The following is a 4704-nucleotide window of genomic DNA, read 5'->3' on the forward strand; positions in this document are numbered from 1 at the left end:
GGACGGCGGTGCCGCCGTCCTCGTAGCGCCAGCCGCGCAGTTCGGTGATCCGGCCGAGTCCGATCAGCGCGGCGGGTCGCAGCCGCCCGGCGTTGACGGCCTCCATCAGGTCGGTGGCGCCCGCCACCGGTACCGCGCCGGGGGTGACGGCCAGCGCTTCGACCGCCTCGTCGACCGAGGCCGGCAACATGATCGTCCGGTTCACCAGGTTCCCACCGTGCTCCATTTGCAGTGCGGCCTGCCGCCCGTAGGGTACGGGCGATCGGTGCGGGTTGGGCAACTCTGGCACACAAAGACCGCTGATCATTTTCCGGGTCGCGGACAGGTCCGAACAACTCGGGACAACTCCGGACTCGGCCGCGATCAGGTCGTGTCCCGGGTGATCGGTTGTTCACCTGGTCACGACGACCGGGCCCTGCCCGGAGTTCCCCCTCCCTGACTCTCCGTCACCGGCCCCGCGGGCTCACGGGGCGGTGTTCTCGCCGGAAGGTCCGGGCGGCCCGTCCAGCGGGCGGCCGACGACGCCGGGCTTGCGCTGCCAGGGGCGCGGGCCCTCCGGGTGGCGGTACTCGACGCCGAGGGCGTCCAGCCGCGGGTAGTGGGCGGCCATCCGGCGCTCGAAGCCCGCCCAGTCGCGGGCGGCCGGGTCGCGCGGCAGGTCGGACCAGGCGACCTCGGCGAACGCGGCCAGCCGGGGGAACGCCTTGTAGTCGACGTCCCGGCCGCTGTACATGAACTCGGTCCAGATGTTCGCCTGGGTGCCGATGACGTGCGCGGCGGCGGCCGCGTCCAGCTGCGGCGGGACGGGCTCGAAGCGGTAGACGTCCTCCAGGGTGCGCACCCAGCCGACCGGGACGGGCTCGTCCTCGCCGTCGGCCTGCCGGTGGTCGAGGTAGACGTGCTGCTCGGGGCACATCACCACGTCGTGCCCGGCGTTGGCGGCGGCGATCCCGCCGTCGTACCCGCGCCAGGAGGAGACGGCGGCACCGGGGGCGAGCCCGCCCTCCAGGATCTCGTCCCAGCCGATCAGCCGGCGGCCGCGCTCGGCCAGCCAGCGGTCGAAGTGCCGGATGACGTGGCTCTGCAGCTCGGACTCGTCCTTCAGGCCGAGTTCGGCGATCCGGGCCTGCGCGGCGGGGCTGGCCCTCCACTGGTCCTTGGGGCACTCGTCGCCGCCGAGGTGCACGAAGGTGGAGGGGAAGACCTCCAGCAGTTCCTCCAGCACGCCCTCGTAGAAGCGCAGGGTGGCCTCGGAGGGGTTCAGGATGTTCTCGCTGACGCCCCAGTCGGTCCAGGGGCCGAGCGCGGCGGTGTCGACCACGTCGGTGTTGCCGAGTTCGGGGTAGGCGGCGATGGCGGCCTGGTTGTGGCCGGGCAGGTCGATCTCGGGGACGACGGTGACGTGCCGGGCGGCCGCGTAGGCGACGATCTCGCGCAGGTCGTCCTGGGTGTAGTAGCCGCCGTGCGGCTGGTCGTCGCGGCGGCCGCCGGCCCGGTAGCCGACCATCGAGCGCTCGCGCCAGCCGCCGACCCCGGTGAGCTTCGGGTAGCGCCGGACCTCGAACCGCCAGCCCTGGTCGTCGGTCAGGTGCAGGTGCAGGACGTTGAGCTTGTGCGCGGCGAGCTGGTCGACGAAGCGCAGCACCCCGGCCTTGGGCATGAAGTGCCGGGCGACGTCCAGCATGGCGCCGCGCCAGCCGAACCGGGGGGCGTCGCGGACCTCCACCGCGGGCACCGTCCAGCTCGCGCCGGGCAGCGGGGCGCTGCGGTACGCGGCGGGGCCGAGCAGCTGGCGCAGGGTCTGCGCGGCGTGCGCCAGGCCCGCGGTGCTGCCGCCGGTGAGCCGGACGGCGGTGGCGTCGGCGCTCAGCCGGTACTCCTCGGCACCGAGCGCCGGGTCGAGCTCCAGCACCAGGTCGCCGGCCTCGTCGGCCGGGGCCGGGTCCAGGTCGAACCCGGTGGCGGCGGAGAGTTCGGCGCGCAGCCGGCGGGCGGCGGCCGCGGTGCCGGGGGCGGCGGCGATCCGGGAGCCGGCGTGCAGGACGAAGGGCTGTGCGTCGCTGCGGGCCTGGACGTGCGACGGGGCAGGGATGAGGTCCATGTGCCCCATCCTGCCCCGGACCGCCCCTATTGGCATAGACCAGTTGGGGGGTGTCTGTGCAGGTGACCGGCGGTCAGTCCTGCTTGTCGTTCCCGTCGGGGTTGTTCAGCCCGTCGAAGATCTCCTTGCACATCGGGCAGACCGGGTACTTCTTCGGGTCGCGGCCGGGCACCCAGACCTTGCCGCACAGCGCCACCACGGGCGACCCGGAGAGAGCGCTCTCCATGATCTTGTCCTTCTGGACGTAGTGGGCGAAGCGCTCGTGGTCGCCGTCCCCGTGCGAAGTCTGCGGGACGGGCTCGACCAGGGTGCCGGTGCCGAGACCGCGCTCGGGCTCAAGAGTGCTCATGGGTGCCAAGTCTATGGGGGCGCCCCGGAACCGGGCCACCACGGGAGGACCGGCGGCCTCAGTTCAGCAGCGGGTCGTCGGGGTAGGTGGCGAGCATCGCCAGCGGGCCGCGCTGGCGGCGCAGCACCTCGCGCCAGAGCCGGTCCGGCTGGGCGCAGGAGACGTCCCCCGCCTCGCAGTCGACCAGGTGCCAGGCGCCCTCGGCGATCTCGTCCTCCAACTGGCCGGGCGACCAGCCCGAGTAGCCGGCGAACACCCGCATCCCGCCGAGCACCCCGGCCAGCACCTCGGGCGGCGCCTCCAGGTCGACCAGGCCGATCGCGCCGTGCACCCGGCGCCAGCCGAGCGGAGCGGCGCTGTGGTCCTCACCGGGGACGACGGCGACGGCCAGCGCGGAGTCCAGCGCCACCGGGCCGCCCTGGAAGAGCACCGCCGGGTCGCCGGCCAGGGGTGCCCAGCCGTCCAGCACCGCCGCGACGTCCACCGGGGTGGGGCGGTTGAGGACCACCCCGAGCGCGCCCTGGTCGTCGTGGTCGAGCAGCAGGACCACCGAGCGGGAGAAGTTCGGGTCGGTCAGCACGGGCGTCGCCACGAGCAGTCGCCCGGTGAGCGAGGGGGCCGCTTCCATGTCTGACATCATGCCCCGTACCGGCCCTCCCGGGACACCCGGCGGCCGCCGCCGGGAGCCACCCGTACGGCCCAGTGGCGGTGCCGTGGAGCCTCCCCTACAGCATGATCACCATTAGGGCACACCGGAACCAATCGCCCACCCCCTACCATCTAGTGGTGGTGAAGGGCCCTTCCCCCAACTCCGCAGCCGAAAACCTCCTGCGCACCCGGATTGCGAGAACGATGACCGACGACGTCCTGCTGGTCCACGGCGGAAACCCGCTCGAAGGCGAGATCCAGATCCGCGGCGCCAAGAACCTGGTCCCCAAGGCCATGGTCGCCGCGCTGCTCGGCCAGGGCCCCAGCAGACTGCGCAACGTGCCGGACATCCGGGACGTCAAGGTCGTCCGCGGCCTGCTGCAGCTGCACGGGGTCACCGTCCGCACCGGCGACGAGGACGGCGAGCTGATCCTCGACCCGTCGCACGTGGAGGCCGCCAACGTCGCGGACATCGACGCGCACGCCGGCTCCTCGCGGATCCCGATCCTGTTCTGCGGGCCGCTGCTGCACCGTCTCGGGCACGCGTTCATCCCGGGCCTGGGCGGCTGCGACATCGGCGGCCGGCCGGTCGACTTCCACTTCGAGGTGCTGCGCCAGTTCGGCGCGACCATCGAGAAGCACCCGCAGGGCACCTACCTGGTCGCCGCCCAGCGGCTGCGCGGCACCAAGATCGAGCTGCCGTACCCGTCGGTCGGCGCGACCGAGCAGGTGCTGCTGACCGCGGTGCTCGCCGAGGGCGTCACCGAGCTGCGCAACGCCGCGATCGAGCCGGAGATCGTCGACCTGATCTGCGTGCTGCAGAAGATGGGCGCGATCATCTCGCTGGGCACCGACCGCACCATCCTGATCACCGGCGTGGACGAGCTCGACGGCTACACCCACCGGGCGCTGCCGGACCGCCTGGAGGCGGCCTCCTGGGCGTGCGCGGCGCTGGCCACCAAGGGCGACATCTACGTCCGGGGCGCCGAGCAGATCCCGATGATGACCTTCCTGAACACCTTCCGGAAGGTCGGCGGCGCCTACGAGATCGACGACGCGGGCATCCGGTTCTGGCACCCGGGCGGCGAGCTCAAGGCGATCGCCCTGGAGACCGACGTGCACCCGGGCTTCCAGACCGACTGGCAGCAGCCGCTGGTGGTGGCGCTGACCCAGGCCACCGGCCTGTCCATCGTGCACGAGACGGTGTACGAGTCGCGGCTGGGCTTCACCGGGGCGCTGAACCAGATGGGCGCGCACATCCAGCTCTACAGCGAGTGCCTGGGCGGCACCCCGTGCCGGTTCGGGGCGCGCAACTTCAAGCACTCCGCGGTGGTCTCCGGCCCGTCCAAGCTGATGGGCGGCGAGCTGGTCATCCCCGACCTGCGCGGCGGCTTCTCCTACCTGATCGCGGCGCTGGCGGCCGAGGGCACCTCCACGGTGCACGGCATCGACCTGATCAACCGCGGCTACGAGAACTTCATGGACAAGCTGCGCGACCTGGGCGCCCACATCGAGCTGCCGTCGGCGGCCGAGCTCGCCGAGGTCCAGCTGACCGCCTGAGCGCGGCCCGCGGAAAAGCCGGTGGCCGGCCTCCCCAGGGGAGGCC

At 72.8% G+C, this 4704-nt stretch carries 5 protein-coding genes; 1 reads left to right on the plus strand and 4 read right to left on the minus strand.

Going from position 1 to position 4704, the window contains the following annotated elements:
• The 4 genes from ACFUEL_RS35425 to ACFUEL_RS35440 all read right to left on the minus strand — a co-directional run.
• A partial coding sequence (locus tag ACFUEL_RS35425) for an FAD binding domain-containing protein (protein WP_380241644.1) occupies nt 1-226 on the minus strand: 226 nt, incomplete at its 3' end.
• Between the two features lie 237 nt (nt 227-463).
• A complete protein-coding gene (locus ACFUEL_RS35430) occupies nt 464-2101 on the minus strand; it encodes a beta-N-acetylhexosaminidase (protein WP_380241646.1) in 1638 nt (545 codons plus the stop codon).
• Between the two features lie 73 nt (nt 2102-2174).
• Nucleotides 2175-2450 carry a DUF3039 domain-containing protein gene (locus ACFUEL_RS35435; protein ID WP_380241648.1) on the minus strand — a complete coding sequence of 92 codons (276 nt, stop codon included), beginning with the start codon at nt 2448-2450 and terminating at the stop codon, nt 2175-2177.
• Nucleotides 2451-2508: 58 nt separating this feature from the next.
• Entirely contained in the window at nt 2509-3087 is a 579-nt protein-coding gene (locus tag ACFUEL_RS35440) for a YqgE/AlgH family protein (RefSeq protein ID WP_380241653.1), read from the minus strand.
• 215 nt (nt 3088-3302) lie between these two features.
• Here ACFUEL_RS35440 and murA point away from each other — a divergent pair, with 215 nt between their 5' ends.
• A complete protein-coding gene (gene murA, locus ACFUEL_RS35445; protein WP_380241650.1) occupies nt 3303-4658 on the plus strand; it encodes a UDP-N-acetylglucosamine 1-carboxyvinyltransferase in 1356 nt (451 codons plus the stop codon).
• Nucleotides 4659-4704: the final 46 nt, after the last annotated feature.

The organism is Kitasatospora sp. NPDC057198, from assembly GCF_042670125.1.
In the GTDB taxonomy this organism is placed as follows: Bacteria; Actinomycetota; Actinomycetes; order Streptomycetales; family Streptomycetaceae; genus Kitasatospora.